Genomic DNA, 20,841 nt, shown 5'->3' with positions numbered 1-20,841 from the left:
GACGACGCGGCAGGTGTGCGTGCCGGACCCCGCGAGCCCGGCACGACCCGGACGAAAGGCCCTAGGCTTCGGAGCATGACGCCCGCCGCTGCTGCCCCTCCGACCCGCGCGTACCGAAGGCTCGGCGTGGAGGAACGGCGCGCCCAGCTCCTCGGCGCGGCGCTCAGCCTCTTCGCCCACCGGGCCCCGGACGATGTGTCGCTCGACGAGGTGGCGGCGGTGGCCGGGGTCTCCCGGCCACTCGTCTACCGGTACTTCCCCGGCGGGCGCCAGCAGTTGTACGAGGCCGCGCTCGGGTCGGCCGCGGACCAGCTGACGCTGTGCTTCTCGGAGCCCGCCGCCGGACCACCCACCGAGCGGGTCGGGCGGGTCCTGGACCGCTACCTGGGCTTCGTCGACGAACACGACACCGGGTTCAGCGCGTTGCTGCGGGGCGGCAGTGTCGCCGAGACCTCGCGTACGACCACGATCGTGGACGGCGTACGGCGTGCGGCGGCTGAGCAGATCCTTCTGCACCTGGGCAGGGGCTCAGGTGCCGGTCTGCAGCCCGCCGGGCCCCGGTTGCGGATGATGGTGCGGACCTGGATCGCGGCCGTCGAGGCGGCCTCCCTCATCTGGCTCGACGAGGAGAAGCAGCCCGCGGCGCCCGAGCTGCGCGGCTGGCTGGTCGACCATCTGATCGGCCTGATGGCGGTGACGGCCGCCACGGACGCGGAGACCGCGTCCGTGGTCGCGGACCTGCTGGGCCAGGAGACCGCCGACGGACCGGTCGGACGGCTGGCGGCACTGGTGATCCCGGTGGCCGGCGAGGCGGCGACGCACCTGCTGCCCCCGGGACAGGCAGCATCCGGCTGAGGGCCGACGAACCGTTCCCCCCGCGGATCCCTGGCGGACCTGCCCGCTGCACGGGCCGGGGGCCGCGCCCGGTCTCCTGGGTCACACTGGCACCGTGAAAAGCGAGAACACCCCCTTCACCGGCGGCCCCCTGGACGGCCGGGTCCTGCCCGTCCTGCTCGGCCCCACCGGACATCCGCCCAAGTGGTACGAGGTTCCCGTGCCGGACGCCGACGGCGGACCGGACACGGTGTACGCCTACCGGCGCGCCCCGGCCGGCTATACGAAGCGGCTCCGGCTGCAGCGCGGCTGGGTGTACGAGTACGTGCCCGGGGGCCGCGAGCGCCGCACCCCCAAGTGGCCCTGGAACAAGCCCGGCAGTGGCGCCTGAGCCGGTGCGGGGACCGTACCAACTAAGATCGACGGTCAGGTGCCGAGGGCACGGTGACAAGGGGGGTGCGCCATGGAGGCGCTGCGTCAGGACGATCCACGCCACTTCGGGCCGTACACCGTGCTGGCACGCTTCCGTGAGACCGCGAGTGCGGTGCACTATCTGGCCGGAGGCGCCGACGGCGACATCGCCGTCGTGACCGCCGCCCGGCCCGCCCTGGCCGCGGTGCCCGCCTTCCGTCGCCGCTTCCAGTCCGAGGCCCGCACGGCCGAACGGCTGGCAGGCGGCTGGGTGCAACCGCCGCTCGCCGCACCGGCGGACGCCCTGTGGACCACGGCTGCGTACGTGCCCGCCCTGACGCTCGCCGAGGCGATCGACCTCGCCGGACCGCTGCCCGAGCGTGCCGTGCGGATACTGGGCGCGGGCCTGGCCGAGACCCTCTCCCGGGTGCACGCCACCGGGGCGGTCCTCCAGGGGCTTGCGCCGGGGACGGTGCTGCTGGCGGAGGACGGGCCCCGGCTGACCGCGTTCGGCCCGCTGGGCGCGGCTGCCGCAGCCGAGGCGAACGCGAGCGGGCAACTGTCCGTGCGGCTCGGTTACCTCACCCCCGAGCAGGTCGACGGCAAGGACGTGGGGCCGGCCTCCGACCTCTTCGTGCTCGGGCTCCTGCTGGCGTACGCGGCGACGGGGACGACCCCGCTCGCCGACGGACCCGCCACCGAGGCCGCCGAGCGGATCGCACACGCCTCCGCGGAACTCGACGCCGTACCGGACGAGTTGCGTGACCTGATCGCGGGCTGCCTCGCGAAGGACCCCGCCGACCGGCCGAGCGCGGGTTCGGTCGCGGCGGAGCTGGCGCTGGAGGGCGCGGCGGGCCTCGCCAAGGGCGGCTGGCTCCCCGAGCGGCTGGTGGCGTCGGTGGCGGACCAGGCCGCGCGGGTACGGGCGCTGCAGGCGCCGCAGGAGGAAGCGGGTCCGGACGCGGCAGCAGGCCCGGCAGCACCCGGACCTGTCGACGGCGCACCGGCCCCGGCGTCCGGTCCCGCGGCACCCGGGGACGTCCGGGACAGTTCCGCACCTGAGGACGTCCGGGACGGTTCCGCGCCCGAGGACGTCCGGGACGGCTCCGCGCCCGAGGACGTCCGGCCTGTTTCCGGAAGTGCCGACGGAACCCCCGCCGGCCCGGAGGACGCGCGGCCTGCCGGAGCACCGGGCGGTGCTGTCCGGGAGAGCGGGATCCCCGCGGCATCGTCCCCCGGCGCCCCGCTCGCGGGCATCCCTGACGCCGGCCGGCAAGAGGGAGGACTGCCCGTCCCCACCTCCGCCGAGGGGGACATCGCCGACAGCAGGACCACGCGTTTCCTGGGGACCGTTGCGCCCGCCCCGCGGACCGACCGGGCGACGACCCAGCTCGCCGTCCCGCGCGAGCTTGCCGCAGGTCAGCAGCCGCAGTCACCGGAGCCCGTCCGTCCCGCCGCCCCTCCCACAGCCCCTTTCCCGCCCTCCGCACCCGCCGCTCAGCCCTACCCGTACACGTACCCTGCCGCCGCACCGCAGGGCGCCCCCGCCCCGCTCCCCCTGCCCGCCCAGGCTCCTCCCGCGCCCGCGGCATCGACGGCTGCCGCAGCGTCCGCCACGAGCCGGCGTGCCCTCCTCACCGTGGTCGCCGCCGGGGCTGCAGGCCTGATCGTCGGCGGGGGCGCGGTGGCCGCGCTCGGGTCCGGTGACGACGCGTCGGCCGCCGACGACAAGCCCGCGCCGAAGCCCCGCCGCACCCTTCCCGGGCAGGCGCCGGAGCCCAGTTGGATCTACACGCATCCGGCCGCCGAGCCCGCCCTCACCGCCGGGGTCTGGGAGGACAAGCTGCTGGTGCTGACCGGTACGACCGGGGCGACCGGCGTCGATCTGCGGACCGGGCGGAAGATCTGGCAGCGTGCGGACGCCGCCGGCGCCCAGGCGGTACTGCCCGCCGGCAAGGACCTCTGCTTCCTGGCGAGCCCCACCGAGTTCCTCTGGCTGTCCCCGAAGGACGGGCAGGTCAAGCACCGGGTCCGGTTCGTGGACCAGTTCACTGGCGTGCCGAACATGAAGGTGGCCCCCCTCACCGGCCAGTCCGGCTCCGTCGTCTGGTTCACCGGCTCCCACACCGTTCTCGTGAAGGCCCTCAAGCCGAAGAAGGGCCAGAAGCCCGGCAAGGACACGCAGGTCGTCAAGGCCTACTTCTTCGCGTACGACGTCGTGCTGCGCAAGGAACTCTGGCGGGTCGCCGTCCCTGCGGGCCGGGCCCCCGGCACTCCCGCCTACCGGCTGACCGCGGTCCGGGCCGCCGACCTCGTCGTCCGCCAGAACGCGGCGACGCTGACCCCGGCCGATGTGACGGCAGGAAAGGGCAGGGCGTTCTTCCGCTGCTTCGACCGGAAGACAGGAAAGCTCCTGTGGGCCCGGCAGTTCGGCGCGCTCACACCGGCCGGTGCGGTGGTCGGCGACGAGGAGGGCCGGCTGTACGGAGGGGTGGGCGACGACCTGCAGGCCTTCGAGACGGCCACCGCCAAGCCGGTGTGGACCCTGAACGGCACGGCGGCGTCCGTGTTCGGCACGCCCGTCCCGGCCGGGAAGCTGCTCCACACCACGAATCGCAACCAGGAGGTCGGCGCGGTCGACCGGGCGACCGGGAAGCTGCTCTGGCGGCGCTCCACGGAGGTACCCCTCGGCGGCAACGCCCCCGCCCTCACTCTCAGCGGCGGCGCCAAGACCCTGCTCGCGGCGGACGTGTCACAGGTGACCGCGTTCGCGGCGGCCGACGGGCGCCGGCTGTGGAAGTTCCAGGACATCGGGGCACAGGACCCCGAGGGCGCCACCGTCAGCGCGCCGTACCGGGTGCTGGCCGCCGGGAAGACCGCCGTCGTCCAGCGGGGCGGGGTCTTCTACGCGTTCCCGGTGGAGTGAGGCGTCCGGGCGCCCTCCGTCCGGGCGCTCTTCCGGGCGCCACGCCCCGCGGTCCTTGCTTCGCCTGACACCGGGTGACCGGATTGATGAGATCCGAGCACTTGTGGGGTAGTCCGATTTATGGGCGGCGCCCCCGTCACCGGAGGTGATGTCGTGTCAGGCAGAGTCGCACGCCCGCTCTGCACGGCGGTGCTGGCCGCGGTCGTGGCCGCCTCCCCCGCCACCGCGGAACCGGCCGGGCCCGGGGTCGTTCGTTCGGATCAGCCTGAGTCCGGCATGATCCGAACGAAGAGCCCTGAACCCGCACCGGCCCCCGGCGCCCCGCAGAGCGTCGCCGGGCTGCTGAAGCGGCTGCAGACGCTCTACCAGGAGGCCGAGGAGGCCGGCGAGATCTACAACGGCACGGCCGAGGAGCTCAGGAAGCGGACCGCCGAGGCCAGGAAGCTGGACACCGCCCTCGCCGAGGCACGGACGGTGCTGGATTCGAGCCGCCGGGATGCGGGGCGCCTGGCCCGCGCCCAGTACCAGGGCCGCACCGACTTCTCCGTGTACGTACGGCTGCTGCTGTCCGACGACCCCGAGCACGCCCTGACGCAGAGCCATGTGATCGAGCGGGCCCAGGCCGGCCGGTCCGCCACCGTCGGCAGGCTCACCGGCGCCGAGAAGCGTGCCGACGGCCTGGCGACCAGGTCCCGTGCGGCGCTGGACCGGCAGCAGACGCTGGCCAGGAAGCAGAAGCGGCAGCGCGACACCGTGCGCTCACGGCTGAAGGAGGTCGAAGGGCTCCTCGCCTCCCTGTCCGACGAGCAGATCGCCGCACTGGCGCAGCTGGAGCGGAAGAACATCGACGAGGCCCAGGAGGAGCTGGTCGCCTCGGGGGCACTGAGCTCGACCCGTCCACCGTCCGAGCAGGGCGGTGACGCCGTGCGGTATGCGATCGAGCAGATCGGCAAACCGTATGTCTGGGGGGCGGAGGGACCCGAGTCGTTCGACTGCTCCGGCCTCACCTCGCAGGCCTGGGCGGCAGCGGGGCGGAACATTCCGCGTACCTCGCAGGAGCAGTGGCGGCAGCTGCCTAAGGTACCGGTCGAATCGCTGCGTCCCGGCGATCTGGTGATCTACTTCCCCCGGGCGACGCATGTGGCGCTGTACATCGGCGACGGACTCGTCGTGCAGGCACCCCGGCCCGGCGCCACGGTCAAGGTCTCACCCCTGGCGTCGAACCCGCTGCTGGGCGCGGTCCGTCCGGACCCCGGCGACGAGCCGCTGTCCACGTACACGCTGCCGGAGCTGCCCGAAGACGCCTCCTCGGGGTCCGACACGGGCTACGACGCCCCGGACGAGTGAGCCGGGCGCGCCCCGCCGTCGTGACCGGCGGGGCGGCCCGGCCGCCGTCCTGCGCGCGAGGGTCAGGCCTGCGCGCCCGAGACCTCGGCGAGGTACGCGTTCGTACGGTCCGGCTCGAAGAAGAAGTTGTCGAAGTCCGCCGGGTCGTTGAACCCGTTGGCGAAGCGGTCGGCGACCGGCTGGAACTGACCGGCGGCACCGATCAGGTTCAGCACGTGCTCCGGCGGAACGCCGAGCATCGCGTTCGTCCACTTCGTCACGTGCTGGGCGGTGTCCCAGTACCGGTCGAACGTGGACTGCATCCAGTCCGCGTCGAACGCGCGGTCGCCGTGCTCGATGATCGAGTCCAGGTAGGCCTTCGCACACTTGGACGCCGAGTTGGAACCCTGGCCGGTGATCGGGTCGTTGGCCACGACCACGTCCGCCACACCGAGCACCAGCCCGCCGCCGGGGAGCCGGCCGATCGGCTTGCGGACGGTCGGGGCGTAACGGCCCGCCAGCGTGCCGTTGGCATCGGTCAGTTCGACCTTGGTGGCGCGCGCGTACTCCCACGGGGTGAACTTCTCCATGAGCTCCAGGGTCTTGGCGAGGTGCTCGGAAGGGTCCTTGATGCCCTGGAAGGCGTCGAGGGGACCGCCCGGGATGCCCTCCCAGAACAGGATGTCCGCGCGGCCCGACGTGGTCAGCGTCGGCATCACGAAGAGCTCGCCGACACCGGGGACCAGGTTGCAGCGGACCGCGTCGAAGTCCGGGTGCTCCGGGCGCGGGCCCATGCCGTGGACGTACGAGACGGCCAGCGCACGCTGCGGGGCGTCGTACGGCGAACGGGACGCGTCCCGCCCGAACATGGAGACGAGCTCGCCCTTGCCCGCGGAGACCATCACCAGGTCGTAGGTGCGGGAGAAGTAGTCCAGGTCGGAGACGGCCGCACCGTGGATGACGAGCTGACCGCCGCGCTGGGCGAAGGTCTCCATCCAGCCGGCCATCTTCACGCGCTGGTCGACGGACTGCGCGTAGCCGTCCAGCTTGCCCACCCAGTCGATGGGACGCGAGGAGTCGGGAGCGGCGACCGAGACACCGAGGCCCTCGATCCGCGGCGCCTGCGACTCCCAGAAGTTGAGCTGGAGGTCGCGCTCGTGCTGGAGAGCCGTGTGGAACATGCACTGCGTCGACATGACCCGGCCGGACCGGATCTCGTCCGCGGTGCGGTTGGACATGAGGGTGACTTCGTACCCGTTGGACTGCAGTCCAAGGGCGAGCTGGAGTCCGGACTGGCCGGCTCCGACTATCAGAATCTTCCGCATCGCGGTTCTCCGTTACGTGTACGTGGGTGCGTCTGGCAGTTACGCGGGAGTGACGTCGAGCGCGTGCCCCACCAGGGCGAGCAGCGATTCGACGACCGTGATCCTCTTACGCGCATCCATGATCACAACAGGCACGTGCGGCGGTACGGTCAGGGCCTCCCTGACGTCGACCTCCTCGTAACCGGGCGATCCCTCGAAGTGGTTGACGGCGACGATGTACGGAAGTCCGCAGCTCTCGAAGTAGTCGAGTGCCGGGAAGCAGTCGGCGAGACGCCGGGTGTCGGCGAGCACGACCGCACCGATCGCGCCACGCACGAGGTCGTCCCACATGAACCAGAAGCGCTGCTGACCCGGTGTGCCGAACACGTACAGCACGAGGTCGTCGTCGAGCGTGAGACGGCCGAAGTCCATCGCGACGGTCGTGGTGACCTTGTCGGGCGTCGAGGTGAGGTCGTCGGTCTCCTCACTGGCCTGCGTCATCATCGCTTCGGTCTGCAGAGGGGTTATCTCCGAGACCGAACCCACGAAGGTCGTCTTGCCCACACCGAAGCCGCCCGCGACCACGATCTTGGTGGCGATCGGCGCCCGCGTGTGGTCCAGCTGCCAGGCCTGCACCGACTCGTCGGGCTGGTCCCGAGGCCCCGGCTGACGCGGGGTGAAGAGCGGAGCCTCAGAGACGGCGGAGTCCATTGAGCACCCTTTCGAGCAGTGCGCGGTCGGGCTGACCGGTTCCGTGACCGGTTCCGTACACGCGGATCTTTCCCTGGTCGGCCAGGTCACTGAGCAGCACCCGGACCACACCGAGCGGCATCTTCAACAGGGCCGAGATCTCCGCGACCGTACGCATACGGCGGCAGAGTTCGACGATGGCGCGGAGTTCCGGCATGACCCGCGAGGCGAGGTTGCCGTTCGTGAGTTCGCGGCGCTCCTCGGGGGCGTCCAGCGCTGCGACGAACGTCTCGACGAGCAGGACGTGGCCGAAGCGGGTACGGCCGCCGGTGAGGGAGTACGGGCGGACCCGCGCGGGCCTGCGGTCGGACCCCCGGACGGGGAGCTTGCGTACGGGTTCAGCAGCAGAGGTCACTGGGCGCTCTCCATCGATTTGCGCAGTTCACTGCGGAGTTCGGGGGTGAGTACGTGTCCGGCGCGGCCGACGAAGAGCGCCATGTGGTAGGCGACGACGCTCATGTCGCAGTCGGGGGTGGCGTGCACACCCAGCAGGGAGCCGTCACTGATCGACATGACGAAGACGCTTCCCTCGTCCATGGCGACCATCGTCTGTTTGACGCCGCCGGCGTCCATCAGCTTCGCGGCGCCGACGGTGAGGGAGCCGATGCCGGAGACGATGGTGGCGAGGTCGGCACTCGAGCCCTTGGGGCCCGTCTGCCGTTCGGCCGGCTTGGCCGTCGCGAGACCGGGGTCGGAGGAGAGCAGCATCAGTCCGTCGGACGAGACGACGGTGACCGAGTGGACCCCTGGCACCTCCTCCACGAGATTGCTCAGCAACCAGTGAAGGTTCCGGGCCTCGGTACTCAGCCCGAACGTGCTGGGCGCAGTCAACTGCGTGCCTCCTCGACTGTGTCCCCCGTCTCATCGAATCGACCATCGGTACGGTCGTCCAGCTCAGTGTGGTCGGTCTGTGGGGCGCTGTCGGCGCCTTCGTTCCCGTCGGTGCTCCCGGCGATCTCGGCCTCGACGTCGCGCCGGCCGTCCTTCGCACCTTGCTGGAAGCCGCCGAGCCTGCGGCGCAGGGCGTCCCTGTCCAGGCCGCCCTTGCGCTCCTTGACGGGCGCCGCCGTGGGGGTGACGACCTTGGGGGTGCGCTTGGGAAGCCCCTTGTCGGTGAGCGGCTCCGTGATCGGCTGCCGCGGGCCCGGGAGGATGCCGTCGGCGGAAACGGGGTCGGCTGCGGGCTCGGCCGGGGATGCCGCGGGGCTCGTGTCGGCGGCGCGCTCGTGGCTGTCGGGTCCGATGGCGTACGGGCCGGGCGCGTCCTGCGGCACCGGCAGCCGGACCTGCATCGTGGTCTCGGCCTCGGCCTCGGACTCGGCGTGCCCGGAGGCGTCCGCTTCGGGCCTGTCACTTCCGGGGCTGCGGCTCTCGGATCCGGCGGGCGCGGGTACGTCGGCCGGGAGCACTGCCTGCGCGGGTTCCGCGTCAGCGGGTTCGGCGTCCGCAGGTGCCTCGTCCGCGGATACGGCGTCCGCAGTGTCTTCGGGCGCAGTCTCTTCGGGCGCGGTGGGGGCTGCCGGGGCGCTCTCCGCGCCCGCTTCGAGGACCGTCCGCTCGGCGGCGGCGATCAGCGGGTCCCCGGACACGGGCGCCGAACGCGGCGGCAGTGCGTTGGAGTTGGCCTCCGCGACGGAACCCGGCAGGTTCAGCGTGGGCGCGTCCCCGGGCATCTGCACGGGTGGCGGCGACGAGGCGGGCGGCGCCTTCGGCAGCAGGGCCTGCGGAAGCACGACGACAGCTGTCACTCCGCCCCCCTTCTGCTCGCGCAGCTGCACCCGTACACCGTGGCGTGCGGCCAGCATCGACGTCACCTGAAGTCCGAGTCCGGCCCCGTCCGCGGCCTGTTCACCGGCCTCGAACGATGCCGGGTCGGCCAGCCTGGCATTGAGCTCGCCCATCCGGACCGCCGACATGCCGATGCCCTCGTCCTGCACGGAGAGCATCACCTCACCGGACTCCAGCAGCCAGCCGGACAGCTCGACATGGGAGTCGGGAGGCGAGAAGGACGTCGCGTTCTCCAGGAGTTCGGCGACCAGGTGGCTCAGGTCGTCGGCGGCGAAACCGGCGATCTGGGAGTGCGGGGGCAGGGACTGGATGGTGACCCGCTCGTACCGCTCGATCTCGCTGACGGCCGCACGCAGCACGTCGACCAGCGGGATCGGCCCGCCGTGCCCGTGCCCGTGGTCGGTACCGGCGAGGACCAGCATGTTCTCGCTGTGACGACGCATGACGGTGGCCATGTGGTCCAGCTTGAAGAGCGTGGCGAGGCGCTCCGGGTCCTGCTCGCGCTCCTCGAGTCCCTCGATGACACCGAGCTGACGCTCGACGAGACCGAGCGTGCGCAGGGAGAGGTTGACGAAGGTGTGGTGGACCGTGTTCTTCAGTTGCGTCAGCGCGGTGGTGAGCTCGGTGACCTGGGCCTGGAGTTCGCCCCGCTGGACAGCGAGGGCCTCGCGGCTCGCGATCAGTCCGCCGCGCTCGCTCTTCAGGCTCTCGAAGCGGCCGGCCGTCTCGTGGTGCAGCCCGTGCAGCTTGCCGTGCAGGGTGTTGATGGACCGCACGACCTGGGCGAACTCGTCGTTGCGCCCGGTGTAGCGGACCGGCTCGGCCGTCTCGGGTTCTGTGGCGAGGCGGGCTGCGCCGATCCGCAGGACGGCGAGCGGCTGGGTGAGGGTGCGTGCGACCGCGGTGGAGACTCCGATCGCGATCAGCAGGCAGCCGCCGAGCAGTGCGATGCGCAGTTCGAGCGCGGTGACGTCGTCGTCGCGCAGTTGTTCCAGGCTCTTGATCCGGGCGGTGCCCAGCGCGGACTCGACGCCCCGCATCCGGTCGATGCGGGCGGAGAGCGCGGAGCGGGCCTTCTTGATGTCGGTCCGGCGGTCCGCCTCGGACAGCTCGGGGCGGTCGGTGAGCCGGGTGAGGTACTTCTCCGCGCTGTTGACCTCGGGGCCGGTCACGGTGGACGCGAGCTTGTCCCTGGCGGCCGGGCCGGCGGCCTGGTCGAAATCGGCAAGCGAGGCGAGTTCGCGCACCCGGGCCTGCTGGGCGGCGGCGCTCAACTCGTCGCGGTTGCGGTCGTTCTCGCTGTCGCCCTCGTCCTGGGTCTGGACGGGGAGCCCGGTGAAGGGGTCGATCTGCGGTTCCGCCGGCTCGGTGCCCGGAACGGAGAGCGCGGCCAGGAGCAGCCCCCGGGTGGCGGAGGCCTGCTCGACGGCGCCACCGAGGGCGAGCGGTGCACGGGTGGCGTCGGCGGCGCGGGGCGGGGTGTTCTCGGCCAGTTCGGCGGCGAGGCTGTGAAGCTTGGAGATGACCTCGGAGTACGCCTGGTGGGCCTCCAGCGCCGAGCCCTTGCCCGTGAGGGCGTCGCGGCGCAGGGAGGGGATGGTGGAGAGGTCGCGTCGCAGGGACACGGGCGCGGCCGCCCTGATCTCGTCCACCTGCTGGTCGACTCGGGCTGCGGGGACGCGCCCCGCGTCCTTGGCGTCGTCCTCGTCACGGCCGGCGGCGATGTGGGCGGTGACGTCGTCGCGTTCGTCGGCGAGTGAGTGGGCGAGGGTGATGGCCTGCTGGTTCAGCTCGGCGAGCGTGACCAGTCGCTGGGACTCGTTGAGATCGGAGGACGCGCTGAGAGCCGCGGGGGCGCCCGCGGCGATGACGGTGATCCCGACGACGGCAACGCCGGCGACGAGCCGACTGCGCACCCGTACGGTCCGCTTGTCAGCACCCGCTGCCGGAGGCGTAGCCCCGGAACCGTCGCGCGTGCTGTCCTTGCTCCGAGGCCGCTTCTTCTGCACCGGTGCTCGCAATCTTGACTCGTCCACCCTTGAAGCAGAGGTGACACACGGTCACGTGCAGAGGCGCCCCCGCCCTGGTACGGCTTCTGACCATTCCAGTGCTTTTGAGAGGGGGGCGCGCATCAACCGCTCCGCCACTCGAACGAGTGAACATCACTCCGGAGTTGGCGAACAAGTCTCCCCGAGGGCGCTCCCGGCCATGCGCGGGCCCCTGGGTGGAACTTCGGCTCAGGCTTTGGCAAGATGCCCGCCCGCATATGCACGGAGCCTTCCCCTCCACCCGTGGGGGCCGCTCTGACCTGCCGGTACGGTCCAACCTCCGGTTCGTGCTGCCCTCGTGAAGACCTCGTGCAGACTGATCGCATGCGCATCGAACTCGCCAGTGAGCCGGGCAGCCCCGAACGCCCCAACGAGGACTGGGTATCCACCACCCTCCCGGCATCCGGCCTGGGCGGGGCCCTCGTACTGCTCGACGGCGTCACGCCACCCAGGGGCGATGACGGATGTGTGCACTCGGTGCCCTGGTTCACCGCGGGACTGGGTGGCTCGTTGGCCGAACTGTCCGCTTCGCGGCGGGATCTGATGCTGACCGAGATCCTCGCGATGTCCATTCGGCGCACCGCCGACACGCACCGTTCCCTGTGTGACCTTTCTCACGTACGGACACCGCAGGCAACGGTGGTCATGGCGCGTTGGGACGAACAGGAGATCGAGCACCTGGTGCTTTCCGACTCCGCACTGATCCTCGAAGCGCCCGACGGCACGGTTCGGGCGGTCCTCGACGACCGTCTCGACCGGCTGCCACCGGGCTCTCTCGCCTCCGAGGCGATCGCCGACGCGCGCGTACGGAACAAGGAGGGCGGCTTCTTCACCGCCGCCGCCGACCCCGCGGTGGCATCACGCGCAGTGACCGGCCGCACCCCGCGCACGGAGGTCAGGGCGCTGGCGGCGCTGACCGACGGGGCGAGCCGCTGGACGGAGACGTTCCGTGAGGGCGACTGGACGGCCACACTGGGGCTGCTGCGCAAGGCGGGGCCGCAGGGGCTGATCGACCGGGTCCGGGAGCTGGAGCGGGCCGACACGGACCGCACGTACCTGCGCCGCGGCAAGACGCACGACGACGCGACAGCCGTCCTGGTCGAGCTGTAGGCCGCATCGAGCCGGGGCCTCGTCCGGTGCTTCCCCGCCGGCATCCGCCCTCGCCGGCGACGCCCTCAGCCCTCGGCGCGCTCGTTCAAGTGGTGCAGCAGCCGCGCCAGTTCCGCGACCTCGGCGCGGTCCCAGTCCGCCAGCTTGCGGGCATAACGTCCTCGGCGGGCATCCCGGACACTCCGGAAGCGGGCGAGACCCTCCTCGGTGAGCCGGACGAGCGAGGCACGGCCGTCCGCCGGGTCGCTCTCGCGCGCCACCAGCCCGAGGGCCTCCAGCGCGCGCAACTGGCGGCTCATGGTCGCCTTGCCGACTCCGAAGTAGGCGGCGAGCTCCGTGGCGCGCTGCCGGCCGGCCGACTCCAGCCGTACGAAGAGGCCGTAGGCCGCCGACTCCAGGTCCGGGTGGACCTCACGCGCCATCTCCCCCGAGCTGGCCCGCGCCCGGCGCAGGAACACCGCCAACTCGCGCTCCAGCGCAAGGAATTCGTGGTCCACACCACTCCCGGCCGCGGCACCGGGTTCACCTGCGCTTCCACTCCCGTGCACGTCAGCACCCTTCATACGCTTTCCCGCCGATGAAAGTTTCTTTCAGCCCCGGCCATCGCCGCAGCTGGGCCAGTATTTCGTAGGCGTAGACCATCGGCAGCAGCCGGTCCCCCTTCCGTCGGGCGGGTCTACGTGCGTAGCTTCATGAGTGTCACAGGTGGCATGTCCACACCATGACGGCAGGTACTGCAGGAGTGTCCCGCACCCGCTCCTGGGCCAGCAGATCCCCCCACCGAGTCCTCGGAGGCACGCAGATGCCCGTGCACAGATCCGGATCCGGAACGACCCGCCGCTCGCGCCTCGCCGCAGCGGGATCCCTCCTCGCCGCCCTCGCCCTCCTGCTCGCACTGCCCGGCGCGGCCGGCGCCGCCGACATTCCCCAGCGCGGTACGGCCAGGATGGGCCAGGGCGTCATCGCCCACGACGGACAGCGGGGCGGCAGCCCCACCGGCCCTGCCGCCGTCCAGACCGAAGGCGTGGACGTCAGCGGCCACCAGGGCAACGTCGCCTGGCAGACCCTGTGGAACAGCGGCGTGAAGTGGGCCTACGTCAAGGCCACCGAGGGCACGTACTACAAGAACACGTACTTCACGCAGCAGTACAACGGCTCGTACAACGTCGGCATGATCCGCGGTACCTACCACTTCGCCACCCCCGACACGACGAGCGGTGCGGCCCAGGCCAACTACTTCGTGGACAACGGCGGCGGCTGGTCCAGGGACGGCAGGACGCTGCCCGGCGTGCTCGACATCGAGTGGAATCCGTACGGCGCGCAGTGCTACGGGAAGACCCAGGCCGGGATGGTCTCCTGGATCCGCGACTTCACGAACACCTACAGGGCACGTACCGGGCGCGACCCGGTGATCTACACCGCCACCAGCTGGTGGAAGGACTGCACGGGCAACAACGCGAGCTTCGGTGCCACCAACCCGCTCTGGGTGGCCCGCTACAACACCACGGTCGGTGAACTCCCCGCCGGCTGGGGCATCTACACGATGTGGCAGTACACGTCGTCCGGCCCCACGGTCGGCGACCACAACCACTTCAACGGCGCCCTCGACCGCGTACAGGCACTCGCGAACGGCTGATCAGGCCCCACCCCGTACGACCGGGCCCCGGTGACAAGCACCACGTCACCGGGGCTCCGCACCGTCCGGGGACTCACTATACATAGTGCGTATACGCACTATGTATAGTCGCGGCGTGCCGCACCACCGGCGTGCGGCTCAGCCACGAAGGAGTGACCCTGCCGTGCCCAAAAACGCGCCCGGAAAGATGTCGCCGTCCGGTACGGGACTGGCCGCTGCCCTCGTCGCCGCGCTCACGCTGACGCTCGGCGGCTGCTCGATGCAGACCACCGCCCCGGGGTCCGCACGCCAGGACGCCTCGTCCGACGCGAAGGGTTCGTTCGGCCAGGTCGACTGCCGCAAGGCGAAGTGCATCGCGCTGACGTTCGACGCGGGTCCGGCGAAGGACACCCCGCACCTCCTGGACGTCCTCAAGGAGAAGAAGGTGCCGGCCACGTTCTTCCTCCTGGGCAGGGACCACGTCCTGAAGCACCCCGGCACCGTGCGGCGCATCGAGGCCGAGGGGCACGAGGTCGCCAACCACACGTGGACGCACGAGATCCTGACGGACAGGAAACCGGGCGAGATACGGGCCGAGCTGGAGAAGACCCAGCTCGCGATCGAGAGGATCACCGGGAAGAAGCCGCGGCTGATGCGCCCGCCCCAGGGCCGCACCGACGACACGGTCTCCGGGATCTGCGAGGAGCTCGGACTCTCCCAGATCCTGTGGAGCGCGACCGCCAAGGACTACTCCACGAACGACTCCGCGCTGATCAGGAAGCGGATACTCGACCAGGCCGGCAGGGACGGGATCATCCTGCTGCACGACATCTACCGGGGGACGGTTCCCGCGGTGCCGGGCATCATCGACACCCTGAAGGACCGCGGCTACACCTTCGTGACCGTCCCCCAGCTGATGGCCCCCGCGGAGCCCGATCCGGGCACGGTCTACCGCCCCTGAGCCGCCCGCGCCCCTGCACCCGGAACGCGGAACGCGGAACGGCCCGCTCCTCCCTCGCGGGAGGAGCGGGCCGTCCGTACCGGCCGTGTCCGTGGTGCCACGCCCGTCACTGCGTGACACCTACGCCGCAGCCGGGATCCTCTCCTCGGCCCCGACCGACGCCGGGGCGAGCGCGATCTCCAGCACCTGGCGGACATCGGTGACCGGGTGGACCTCCAGAGTGTCGAGGACCTCGGCCGGGACGTCGTCCAGGTCGGCCTCGTTCCGCTTGGGGATCACCACCGTGGTGATGCCCGCCCGGTGCGCGGCCAGCAGCTTCTGCTTCAGCCCGCCGATCGGCAGCACCCGTCCGGTGAGCGACACCTCACCGGTCATCGCCACATCCGTACGGACGAGCCGCCCGGAGAGCAGCGAGGCCAGCGCCGTCGTCATCGTGATGCCGGCACTCGGGCCGTCCTTGGGAACGGCACCCGCCGGGAAGTGGATGTGCGCGCCCCGGTCCTTCAGGTCCGCGACCGGCAGTTCCAGCTCCGCGCCGTGCGACCGCAGGAAGCTCAGCGCGATCTGGGCGGACTCCTTCATCACGTCGCCGAGCTGACCGGTGAGGGTCAGTCCGGACGCCCCGGTCTCCGGGTCGGCGAGCGACGCCTCGACGAACAGCACGTCGCCGCCCGCCCCGGTCACCGCGAGCCCGGTGGCCACGCCCGGCACCGCGGTACGGCGCTCGGCCGGGACCTGGGCGGACTCGGGCACGTGGTGGGGGCGTCCGATCAGGCCCCGCAGGTCCTCGTCGGTCACCGTGAACGGGAGCTCCCGGTCGCCCAGTTCGTGCTGGGCCGCGACCTTGCGGAGGAGCCGGGCGACCGCCCGCTCCAGATTCCGCACCCCGGCCTCCCTCGTGTACTCGCCGGCCAGCTTGCGCAGCGCCGACTCGTCGAGGCTCACCTCGTCCTTCTCCAGACCGGCCCGCTCCAGCTGGCGCGGGAGCAGGTGGTCACGGGCGATGACGACCTTCTCGTCCTCGGTGTAGCCGTCCAGCCTGACCAGCTCCATGCGGTCGAGCAGGGCTTCCGGGATGGCCTCGAGCACATTCGCCGTGGCCAGGAACACCACGTCGCTGAGGTCGAGTTCGACCTCCAGGTAGTGGTCGCGGAAGGTGTGGTTCTGCGCCGGGTCGAGCACCTCGAGCAGGGCGGCGGCGGGGTCGCCCCGGAAGTCCGAGCCGACCTTGTCGATCTCGTCGAGCAGGACGACCGGGTTCATCGAGCCGGCCTCCTTGATGGCGCGGACGATGCGTCCCGGGAGCGCGCCGACGTACGTACGCCGGTGGCCGCGGATCTCCGCCTCGTCCCGGACGCCGCCGAGTGCGACGCGGACGAACTTGCGGCCCATGGCGTGCGCCACGGACTCACCGAGCGAGGTCTTGCCGACCCCGGGCGGACCGACGAGCGCCAGCACGGCACCGCCGCGCCGCCCGCCGACCACCCCGAGCCCTCGGTCGGCACGCCGCTTGCGCACCGCGAGGTACTCGGTGATGCGCTCCTTCACGTCCTGCAGGCCCGCGTGCTCCGCGTCCAGGACCGCCTGGGCCCCCCTGATGTCGTACGCGTCCTCGGTCCGCTCGGTCCACGGCAGCTCCAGGACGGTGTCCAGCCAGGTGCGGATCCAGGAGCCCTCGGGGCTCTGGTCGGACGCGCGCTCCAGCTTCTCGACCTCCTTGAGGGCGGCCTCACGGACGTTCCCGGGAAGCTCGGCGGCCTCGACGCGCGCCCGGTAGTCGTCGGACTCGTCCTCCGGATCACCGTTGAGCTCGGAGAGCTCCTTGCGTACGGCGTCGAGCTGGCGCCGCAGCAGGAATTCGCGCTGCTGCTTGTCGACGCCCTCCTGGACGTCCTTGGCGATGGATTCGGCGACGTCCTGCTCGGCGAGGTGCTCACCGAGCCACTGGACGGCGAGCTTGAGCCGGGCGACCGCGTCCACGGTCTCCAGCAGCTGGACCTTCTGGGCGGTGGTGAGGAAGGGCGAGTACCCGGAGTTGTCGGCGAGCGCCGAGATGTCCTCGATCTGCTGCACCCGGTCCACGACCTGCCAGGCGCCGCGCTTCTTCAGCCAGCTGGTGGCGAGCGCCTTGTACTCCTTGGCGAGTTCGGCGGCGGAACCGGGCAGGGGATCGGGCAGGGACACGTCGATCCGCGTGCCCTCCACCCACAGTGCCCCGCCGGGCCCGCTGGTCCCGGCACCGATCCGTACCCGGTCACGGGCGCGGATGAGCGCGCCCGGGTCCCCGTCCGAGAGCCGCCCCACCTGCTCGACGGTCCCGAGGACACCGGTCCCCGTGTAGTTCCCGTCGATACGGGGGACGAGCAGCACCTCGGGCTTGCCACCGCCGGGCCGTGCGACGGCCTGGGCCGCCTCCACGGCGGCACGTACTTCCGCATCCGACAGATCGAGCGGCACCACCATTCCGGGAAGCACGACCTCGTCGTCGAGCGGCAGCACGGGCAGGTCGACCCGGGTGGGCGCCTGGGACGTGGACTCAGCAGTCATGATCTCCCCTTCGGCAGGCAAGTTGAGTTATGTGGACTCAATGCTCCTGAGCTACCGAATGTTCCCCAGCGTGCGTTCGCTCTCAGCGATCGCCCTCGGCCGCTGCCCCGCCCCCGAGACCTGCAGCCGCGCGGCGGCTGCCTCTACGGCAGCGTTCCGCGTGGCACGGCCATTCCCGACGGGCCGTCCGCGAACGGCGAAATCGAACGCCGCGGCCGCTCGGGCCGGAGGGTGACACTGCGGAAATCTTCTGGCCCCGGCGGCGACGCCTCGGGATGATGGACCGGCCCTTCCGACCGCCGTCCGGAGACCGGAGACCGCCCACATGTCCGTCACAGACGCCCACCGCCCCGTCACGCTCGACCGGCGCGAAGGGCCGCACGGCGAGGTCGTCCTGCGGCAGCGCGGCGACGACTTCGAGATCATCGCCAACGGCTGCTTCCTCATGGACACCTCCGACGGTCGCTCGGAACGGCTGCTGATCGACGCGGCGCTCGACGCACTGCCCGAGGGGCGGCAGGACCCGGCCGTGCTCGTCGGCGGCCTCGGCGTCGGCTTCTCGCTGGTTCGCGCCGCGGCCGGCGAGCGGTGGGGCCGGATCGTGGTCGTCGAGCGGGAACAGGCGATCGTGGACTGGCACCTGGAGGGGCCGCTCGACCGGATCTCCGGGGCCGCCCTCGCCGATCCGCGGACCGAGATCCTTTGTACGGACCTCGTCGAGCACCTCCGTACGACCACGGAGCGTTACGACGCCTTGTGCCTGGACATCGACAACGGCCCGGGCTGGACCGTCACGGAGGACAACGGAAGCCTCTATTCACCGGCCGGTCTCACGGCCTGCCTGGCACGCCTGACGCCCGGCGGAGTCCTTGCCGTGTGGTCCGCGGAGCCGTCCGCGGACTTCGGGAAAGCCTTGCGGAATGCCGGATTCCACGCGGTACGGACCGAAGAAGTAGCCGTTGCCCGAGGTGTGCCCGACGTGGTCCATCTCGCACTCCGGAGCACCTGAACCCCCACCCGGTATCCACAGCCCCGGTATCCCACGGGCCAAGCGGCACAAGGCCGACGATCCGCCTCCCCCGCCGAGGTAACACCTTCACCTCGGTCAACACCCTGCGTAGCCGTGAGCCGTCTTCTGCCTTTACGCTCTGACCGGCACAAGGGATCACCCACGAAATCCACAAGCGATAACCGTGCCTCCGGGGGAATGGCCTCCGCGAGAACGGGCAGGGGCGGGGCGATGGAACAGACACACACCACCCACAACGGCGTCGCGGCCACCCCCGGGGCTCAGCGCCGGGTCCTGGTGGTCGAGGACGACGCGACGATCGTCGACGCCATTTCCGCCCGTCTGCGGGCCGAGGGCTTTCTGGTGCAGACCGCACTGGACGGGCCGGCGGCCGTGGATGCGGCCGAGGCCTGGCAGCCCGACCTGATGGTGCTCGACATCATGCTTCCCGGCTTCGACGGCCTGGAGGTCTGCCGCCGTGTGCAGGCCCAGCGCCCCGTGCCGGTGCTGATGCTCACGGCACGCGACGACGAGACCGACATGCTGGTCGGGCTCGGGGTCGGCGCGGACGACTACATGACGAAGCCGTTCTCCATGCGTGAGCTGGCGGCCCGGGTGCACGTCCTGCTGCGGCGGGTGGAGCGGGCCGCGCTGGCCGCCGTCACCCCGCGCAGCGGCATCCTGCGCCTCGGCGAACTGGAGATCGACCACGCGCAGCGCCGGGTCCGGGTTCGCGCCGACGACGTCCACCTGACGCCGACCGAGTTCGACCTGCTGGTCTGCCTGGCCAACACACCGCGCGCGGTGCTGTCCCGGGAGCAGCTGCTGGCAGAGGTGTGGGACTGGGCGGACGCCTCGGGCACCCGCACGGTCGACAGCCACATCAAGGCGCTGCGCCGGAAGATCGGCGCCGAACGGATCCGGACGGTGCACGGCGTCGGTTACGCCCTGGAGACTCCCGCGCCATGACGCGGCCCGGCTCCGGACTGCGGCCCTTCTCGATCAAGGCCAAGCTGGGCACGCTCGTCGTGGTCTCGGTGTTCATCACGACCGGTCTGCTGATCGTCGCGCTGCGCACCAGGACCGAATTCAGGTTCATCACGGTCTTCTCGGTGATCGCCACGCTGCTGATCACCCAGTTCGTGGCCCACGGCCTGACCGCACCCCTGGACGAGATGCGAGCCGTCGCCAGATCGATCTCGCACGGCGACTACACGAGACGGGTGAGCGGCGCCGGACGCCGCGACGAGCTCGGCGACCTGGCCCAGACGATCAACCGCATGGCGGACGACCTGGAGGCGGAGGACCTGCACCGCAAGGAGCTGGTGGCCAATGTCTCGCACGAGCTGCGCACACCCATCGCGGCGCTGAGAGCCGTACTGGAGAACGTGGTGGACGGGGTGTCCGCCGCCGATCCCGAGACGATGCGCACGGCCCTGAAGCAGACCGAGCGCCTCGGCAGGCTGGTGGAGACGCTCCTGGACCTCTCACGGCTGGACAACGGCGTGGTGACGCTGAAGGCCCGCCGCTTCGAGGTGTGGCCCTATCTGTCGGGGGTCCTGAAGGAGGCGAACCTCGCGGCCTCGCACCGCAGGCTCTCCTCGGGCTCCGGCAACCACTCCCGTACGGACGTCCATCTGCACCTCGATGTGTCGCCGCCCGAGCTGACAGCGCACGCGGACGCGGAGCGGTTGCACCAGGTGGTCGCCAATCTCATCGACAACGCGGTCAAGCACAGCCCGCCGCACGGCCGGGTCACCGTGCTGGCGCGGCGCGGTGACTACCCCGAGTCGCTCGAACTGGAGGTCGTCGACGAGGGCCCGGGCATTCCGGAGGCGGAGCGCCACAGGGTCTTCGAACGCTTCAACCGCGGCAAGGCGCCCTACCCGCACGGGTCCGGTAACGACGGCGGTACGGGGCTGGGGCTGGCGATCGCCCGCTGGGCGGTGGATCTGCACGGCGGTCGTATCGGCGTGGCCGAATCAGCTCGCGGATGCCGGATCCAGGTCACTCTTCCGGGGACCTCTCAGTTTCGCGGTTGACATAGAGTTCGAACCGGAAGGCGGGGTTCTACGCTGCGGCCCCGAAAGAGATACGGTCCAAGGGGCCGTGTCCACGGCCTCGCGTACCCGAAGTGCAGCGGAACCCCGCTTGTTTCCCGCCATTTCATGCGCCGAAACCCGGCTTCCGATGTGATGTGCACGACGAAGAC

General features: G+C 71.3%; 17 protein-coding genes. 10 read left to right on the top strand and 7 right to left on the bottom strand.

Annotated elements, in window-relative coordinates; translation table 11 throughout:
- The first annotated feature begins 75 nt into the window (after positions 1 to 75).
- The 4 genes from ABZS61_RS14240 (at position 76) to ABZS61_RS14225 (ending at position 5,518) form a co-directional block, all read left to right on the top strand.
- The gene (locus tag ABZS61_RS14240) at positions 76 to 855 is read left to right on the top strand and encodes a TetR/AcrR family transcriptional regulator (RefSeq protein WP_356419333.1); all 780 of its coding nucleotides are present in this window, start codon (positions 76 to 78) and stop codon (positions 853 to 855) included.
- A gap of 94 nt (positions 856 to 949) precedes the next feature.
- A complete protein-coding gene (locus tag ABZS61_RS14235) occupies positions 950 to 1,225 on the top strand; it encodes a hypothetical protein (protein ID WP_356419330.1) in 276 nt (91 codons plus the stop codon).
- 72 nt (positions 1,226 to 1,297) lie between these two features.
- Positions 1,298 to 4,171, top strand: coding sequence for a PQQ-binding-like beta-propeller repeat protein (locus ABZS61_RS14230; protein ID WP_356419327.1), 2,874 nt, complete (start codon positions 1,298 to 1,300; stop codon positions 4,169 to 4,171).
- Between the two features lie 153 nt (positions 4,172 to 4,324).
- Complete coding sequence (locus ABZS61_RS14225) at positions 4,325 to 5,518, top strand: NlpC/P60 family protein (protein ID WP_356419324.1); 1,194 nt, start codon at positions 4,325 to 4,327, stop codon at positions 5,516 to 5,518.
- A 62-nt stretch (positions 5,519 to 5,580) separates the two neighbouring features.
- Here ABZS61_RS14225 and ABZS61_RS14220 read toward each other — a convergent pair whose 3' ends face one another.
- Genes ABZS61_RS14220 through ABZS61_RS14200 form a run of 5 tightly spaced genes read right to left on the bottom strand, consistent with a single transcriptional unit; the run spans position 5,581 to position 11,348 of the window.
- Complete coding sequence (locus tag ABZS61_RS14220; protein ID WP_356419322.1) at positions 5,581 to 6,822, bottom strand: styrene monooxygenase/indole monooxygenase family protein; 1,242 nt, start codon at positions 6,820 to 6,822, stop codon at positions 5,581 to 5,583.
- 39 nt (positions 6,823 to 6,861) lie between these two features.
- The gene (locus ABZS61_RS14215) at positions 6,862 to 7,512 is read right to left on the bottom strand and encodes an ATP/GTP-binding protein (protein ID WP_356419319.1); all 651 of its coding nucleotides are present in this window, start codon (positions 7,510 to 7,512) and stop codon (positions 6,862 to 6,864) included.
- A complete protein-coding gene (locus ABZS61_RS14210) occupies positions 7,493 to 7,906 on the bottom strand; it encodes a DUF742 domain-containing protein (protein WP_356419316.1) in 414 nt (137 codons plus the stop codon). The genes ABZS61_RS14215 and ABZS61_RS14210 overlap by 20 nt, the downstream gene beginning before the upstream one ends.
- Entirely contained in the window at positions 7,903 to 8,382 is a 480-nt protein-coding gene (locus ABZS61_RS14205; RefSeq protein ID WP_356419313.1) for a roadblock/LC7 domain-containing protein, read from the bottom strand. The genes ABZS61_RS14210 and ABZS61_RS14205 overlap by 4 nt, the downstream gene beginning before the upstream one ends.
- Positions 8,379 to 11,348 (bottom strand): nitrate- and nitrite sensing domain-containing protein, encoded by a 2,970-nt coding sequence (locus tag ABZS61_RS14200; protein ID WP_356419429.1) that lies wholly within the window; start codon positions 11,346 to 11,348, stop codon positions 8,379 to 8,381. The genes ABZS61_RS14205 and ABZS61_RS14200 overlap by 4 nt, the downstream gene beginning before the upstream one ends.
- Before the next feature lie 363 nt (positions 11,349 to 11,711).
- Between ABZS61_RS14200 and ABZS61_RS14195 the strand changes: the two genes are divergently transcribed.
- Complete coding sequence (locus ABZS61_RS14195; RefSeq protein ID WP_356419311.1) at positions 11,712 to 12,497, top strand: hypothetical protein; 786 nt, start codon at positions 11,712 to 11,714, stop codon at positions 12,495 to 12,497.
- Positions 12,498 to 12,562: 65 nt separating this feature from the next.
- Here ABZS61_RS14195 and ABZS61_RS14190 read toward each other — a convergent pair whose 3' ends face one another.
- Positions 12,563 to 13,045 carry a MarR family transcriptional regulator gene (locus tag ABZS61_RS14190; RefSeq protein WP_356419308.1) on the bottom strand — a complete coding sequence of 161 codons (483 nt, stop codon included), beginning with the start codon at positions 13,043 to 13,045 and terminating at the stop codon, positions 12,563 to 12,565.
- A gap of 254 nt (positions 13,046 to 13,299) precedes the next feature.
- Here ABZS61_RS14190 and ABZS61_RS14185 point away from each other — a divergent pair, with 254 nt between their 5' ends.
- Together ABZS61_RS14185 and ABZS61_RS14180 are read left to right on the top strand one after the other, a co-directional pair.
- Positions 13,300 to 14,133 carry a lysozyme gene (locus ABZS61_RS14185; protein ID WP_356419305.1) on the top strand — a complete coding sequence of 278 codons (834 nt, stop codon included), beginning with the start codon at positions 13,300 to 13,302 and terminating at the stop codon, positions 14,131 to 14,133.
- A gap of 187 nt (positions 14,134 to 14,320) precedes the next feature.
- Positions 14,321 to 15,073 (top strand): polysaccharide deacetylase family protein, encoded by a 753-nt coding sequence (locus tag ABZS61_RS14180; RefSeq protein ID WP_356419427.1) that lies wholly within the window; start codon positions 14,321 to 14,323, stop codon positions 15,071 to 15,073.
- Positions 15,074 to 15,193: 120 nt separating this feature from the next.
- On the opposite strand, the gene lon is transcribed toward ABZS61_RS14180, so the two are convergent.
- Positions 15,194 to 17,620: an endopeptidase La gene (lon, locus tag ABZS61_RS14175; RefSeq protein ID WP_356419302.1), complete on the bottom strand. Its 2,427-nt coding sequence runs from the start codon at positions 17,618 to 17,620 to the stop codon at positions 15,194 to 15,196.
- A 325-nt stretch (positions 17,621 to 17,945) separates the two neighbouring features.
- Here lon and ABZS61_RS14170 point away from each other — a divergent pair, with 325 nt between their 5' ends.
- The 3 genes from ABZS61_RS14170 (at position 17,946) to ABZS61_RS14160 (ending at position 20,671) form a co-directional block, all read left to right on the top strand.
- Positions 17,946 to 18,629: a spermidine synthase gene (locus tag ABZS61_RS14170; protein WP_356419299.1), complete on the top strand. Its 684-nt coding sequence runs from the start codon at positions 17,946 to 17,948 to the stop codon at positions 18,627 to 18,629.
- Positions 18,630 to 18,860: 231 nt separating this feature from the next.
- Positions 18,861 to 19,598 (top strand): response regulator transcription factor, encoded by a 738-nt coding sequence (locus ABZS61_RS14165; protein WP_014154105.1) that lies wholly within the window; start codon positions 18,861 to 18,863, stop codon positions 19,596 to 19,598.
- Positions 19,595 to 20,671, top strand: a complete 1,077-nt coding sequence (locus ABZS61_RS14160) for a HAMP domain-containing sensor histidine kinase (RefSeq protein ID WP_356419297.1) — start codon at positions 19,595 to 19,597, stop codon at positions 20,669 to 20,671. Before ABZS61_RS14165 ends, ABZS61_RS14160 begins: the two co-directional genes overlap by 4 nt.
- Positions 20,672 to 20,841: the final 170 nt, after the last annotated feature.

The organism is Streptomyces sp. NPDC005566, assembly GCF_040605575.1.
Lineage (GTDB): Bacteria > Actinomycetota > Actinomycetes > Streptomycetales > Streptomycetaceae > Streptomyces.
Note: the sequence above shows the minus strand (reverse complement) of the source record. Positions and strands in the feature narration are given on the sequence as shown.

Excerpts from the sequence above, each read along its gene's own strand:
- ABZS61_RS14240 (WP_356419333.1), top strand. The coding sequence starts at position 76 with ATGACGCCCGCCGCTGCTGCCCCTCCGACCCGCGCGTACCGAAGGCTC.
- ABZS61_RS14230 (WP_356419327.1), top strand. The coding sequence starts at position 1,298 with ATGGAGGCGCTGCGTCAGGACGATCCACGCCACTTCGGGCCGTACACC.
- ABZS61_RS14220 (WP_356419322.1), bottom strand. The coding sequence starts at position 6,822 with ATGCGGAAGATTCTGATAGTCGGAGCCGGCCAGTCCGGACTCCAGCTC.
- ABZS61_RS14215 (WP_356419319.1), bottom strand. The coding sequence starts at position 7,512 with ATGGACTCCGCCGTCTCTGAGGCTCCGCTCTTCACCCCGCGTCAGCCG.
- ABZS61_RS14195 (WP_356419311.1), top strand. The coding sequence starts at position 11,712 with ATGCGCATCGAACTCGCCAGTGAGCCGGGCAGCCCCGAACGCCCCAAC.
- ABZS61_RS14185 (WP_356419305.1), top strand. The coding sequence starts at position 13,300 with ATGCCCGTGCACAGATCCGGATCCGGAACGACCCGCCGCTCGCGCCTC.
- ABZS61_RS14180 (WP_356419427.1), top strand. The coding sequence starts at position 14,321 with ATGTCGCCGTCCGGTACGGGACTGGCCGCTGCCCTCGTCGCCGCGCTC.
- lon (WP_356419302.1), bottom strand. The coding sequence starts at position 17,620 with ATGACTGCTGAGTCCACGTCCCAGGCGCCCACCCGGGTCGACCTGCCC.
- ABZS61_RS14170 (WP_356419299.1), top strand. The coding sequence starts at position 17,946 with ATGTCCGTCACAGACGCCCACCGCCCCGTCACGCTCGACCGGCGCGAA.
- ABZS61_RS14165 (WP_014154105.1), top strand. The coding sequence starts at position 18,861 with ATGGAACAGACACACACCACCCACAACGGCGTCGCGGCCACCCCCGGG.
- ABZS61_RS14160 (WP_356419297.1), top strand. The coding sequence starts at position 19,595 with ATGACGCGGCCCGGCTCCGGACTGCGGCCCTTCTCGATCAAGGCCAAG.